We start from the raw sequence: 1,002 nt of genomic DNA, 5'->3' as shown, positions 1-1,002 counted from the left end.
TTTTAGGTAAAAGATGAAATTTTAAAGTAGGGCGGAAGTAAAATTTTATAGAAGCAAACTAGAGCGTAAATTTTGAAAAATTAAAAATTTAAAGGTAGTACTTTTCCTTGAATTTGGAATTTCAATCTGGTTTTAAATTTTATAGAATTATTCATTATAATTAAGTCTAAACTTATGCGGATTGCTCTATAATCCATAGTTTCATTTTGCCTTTCCGGTGTATCTTACGCAAAGTAGCCGATTTATAGCTTATCTACCGGCGTTTAGATCGCAGGCGAGTATGCGAATATGAAGTTTATAACGGATTTGGAGAATAGATGCTTTTTAACTCATATGAATTTATATTTGCATTTTTACCAATAACATTTTTTATATATTTTTTCCTAAATAAAAGACGTTTAAGCGAGCTGTCAAAGGGGTTTTTAGTCGCTTCATCGCTATTTTTTTACGCTTGGTGGAACATCGCGTATCTGCCTATAATCTTATGTTCGATGATATTTAATTATTGTTTCGGAATGGAGCTAAATAAAAGTGATGTAAAAATTTCAAAAAAGGCGATCTTGATTGTCGCAATAGCTGCAAATTTAGCGCTACTTGGATATTTTAAGTACTCGGACTTTTTGATCGATAATTTAAATTTTGCCTTTAATCTGCACATCCATAGTTTAAATTTACTCCTTCCGCTTGCAATTTCGTTTTTTACGTTTCAGCAGATCGCATACCTCGTAGATTCATATAACGGAGGAGGCACTAAAGAATATAATTTTTTAAATTATTGTCTCTTTGTTACATTTTTCCCGCAGCTCATAGCGGGCCCAATCGTTCATCACAAAGAGGTTATGCCGCAGTTTGGTAATCTTAAAAATAAAGTGCCAAATTATAAAAATATTGCTCTTGGACTTTTTATATTTTCTTTGGGTCTATTTAAAAAAGTTCTTATCGCCGATACATTTGCCGTTTGGGCGAGCAACGGCTTCGATAAAGCTGAAATTTTATCGCTAA

Annotated in this window: 1 protein-coding gene; it reads left to right on the top strand. The window is 32.3% G+C overall.

Annotation, left to right across the window (positions count from 1 at the left end; all coding sequences use genetic code 11):
- Nucleotides 1-317 precede the first annotated feature (317 nt).
- The coding region (locus Q0605_RS07695; RefSeq protein ID WP_298705769.1) for an MBOAT family O-acyltransferase at nt 318-1,002 on the top strand (685 nt) is incomplete at its 3' end.

Source organism: uncultured Campylobacter sp., from assembly GCF_938017705.1.
Taxonomy (GTDB): Bacteria; Campylobacterota; Campylobacteria; order Campylobacterales; family Campylobacteraceae; genus Campylobacter_B.
This window is presented reverse-complemented; position numbering and strand designations above follow the sequence as displayed.